Origin of the sequence: Providencia sp. PROV032 (genome assembly GCF_028484875.1) — a bacterium.
In the GTDB taxonomy this organism is placed as follows: domain Bacteria; phylum Pseudomonadota; class Gammaproteobacteria; order Enterobacterales; family Enterobacteriaceae; genus Providencia; species Providencia rettgeri_E.
Genome location: NZ_JAMPSX010000074.1, coordinates 1 through 1,368 on the forward strand (window position 1 = coordinate 1; position 1,368 = coordinate 1,368).

Sequence of the window (1,368 nt, forward strand, 5' to 3'; positions counted from 1 at the left end):
CGTATAGTGTTTTGCAGTTTAGAGGAGATATCGCGATGCATACGCGGAAGGCAATAACGGAGGCGCTTCAAAAACTCGGAGTCCAAACCGGTGACCTCTTGATGGTGCATGCCTCACTTAAAGCGATTGGTCCGGTCGAAGGAGGAGCGGAGACGGTCGTTGCCGCGTTACGCTCCGCGGTTGGGCCGACTGGCACTGTGATGGGATACGCGTCGTGGGACCGATCACCCTACGAGGAGACTCTGAATGGCGCTCGGCTGGATGACGAAGCCCGCCGTACCTGGCTGCCGTTCGATCCCGCAACAGCCGGGACTTACCGTGGGTTCGGCCTGCTGAATCAATTTCTGGTTCAAGCCCCCGGCGCGCGGCGCAGCGCGCACCCCGATGCATCGATGGTCGCGGTTGGTCCGCTGGCTGAAACGCTGACGGAGCCTCACGAACTCGGTCACGCCTTGGGGGAAGGATCGCCCGTCGAGCGGTTCGTTCGCCTTGGCGGGAAGGCCCTGCTGTTGGGTGCGCCGCTAAACTCCGTTACCGCATTGCACTACGCCGAGGCGGTTGCCGATATCCCCAACAAACGGTGGGTGACGTATGAGATGCCGATGCTTGGAAGAGACGGTGAAGTCGCCTGGAAAACGGCATCGGATTACGATTCAAACGGCATTCTCGATTGCTTTGCTATCGAAGGAAAGCCGGATGCGGTTGAAACTATAGCAAATGCTTACGTGAAGCTCGGTCGCCATCGAGAAGGTGTCGTGGGCTTTGCTCAGTGCTACCTGTTCGACGCGCAGGACATCGTGACGTTCGGCGTCACCTATCTTGAGAAGCATTTCGGAACCACTCCGATCGTGCCTCCGCACGAGGCCGTCGAGCGCTCTTGCGAGCCTTCAGGTTAGAGGCCGTCGACAATGATAATCTGGATCAACGGACCTTTCGGCGCCGGAAAGACGACGCTCGCTAAGCGGCTGCGCGATCGGCGTTCCAAATCGCTGATCTTTGACCCCGAGGAAATCGGGTTCGTGGTGAAAGAAACGGTCCCCATGCCAGCGAGCGGAGACTATCAGGATCTCCCCTTGTGGAGGGGACTTACGATCGCGGCGGTCAGGGAGATTCGAAGGAATTACTCGCAGGACATCATCATCCCAATGACGCTCGTGCACCCGGACTATCTGACTGAGATACTCGACGGGGTAAGGCGGATCGACGATCAGCTGCTGCACATCTTTCTGACGCTCAACGAGGACCTATTGCGTCACCGGATCGCGAACCAGACCATGCATCCTGACCCGAATCGAAATGCGGAGATTCGAGAGTGGCGATTAGCGAATGTCGCCCGATGCTTGGCCGCAAGGGAACGGCTTCCATGGG

At 58.5% G+C, this 1,368-nt stretch carries 2 protein-coding genes; both read left to right on the plus strand.

The annotated features are described in order from the left end of the window. Window positions 1-35 precede the first annotated feature (35 nt). Window positions 36-896, plus strand: a complete 861-nt coding sequence (aac(3)-IId, locus tag PSF42_RS20680) for an aminoglycoside N-acetyltransferase AAC(3)-IId (protein WP_000557454.1) — start codon at window positions 36-38, stop codon at window positions 894-896. Between the two features lie 12 nt (window positions 897-908). Next, on the plus strand, window positions 909-1,368 hold a 460-nt coding region (locus tag PSF42_RS20685; RefSeq protein ID WP_272680573.1), incomplete at its 3' end, for an AAA family ATPase.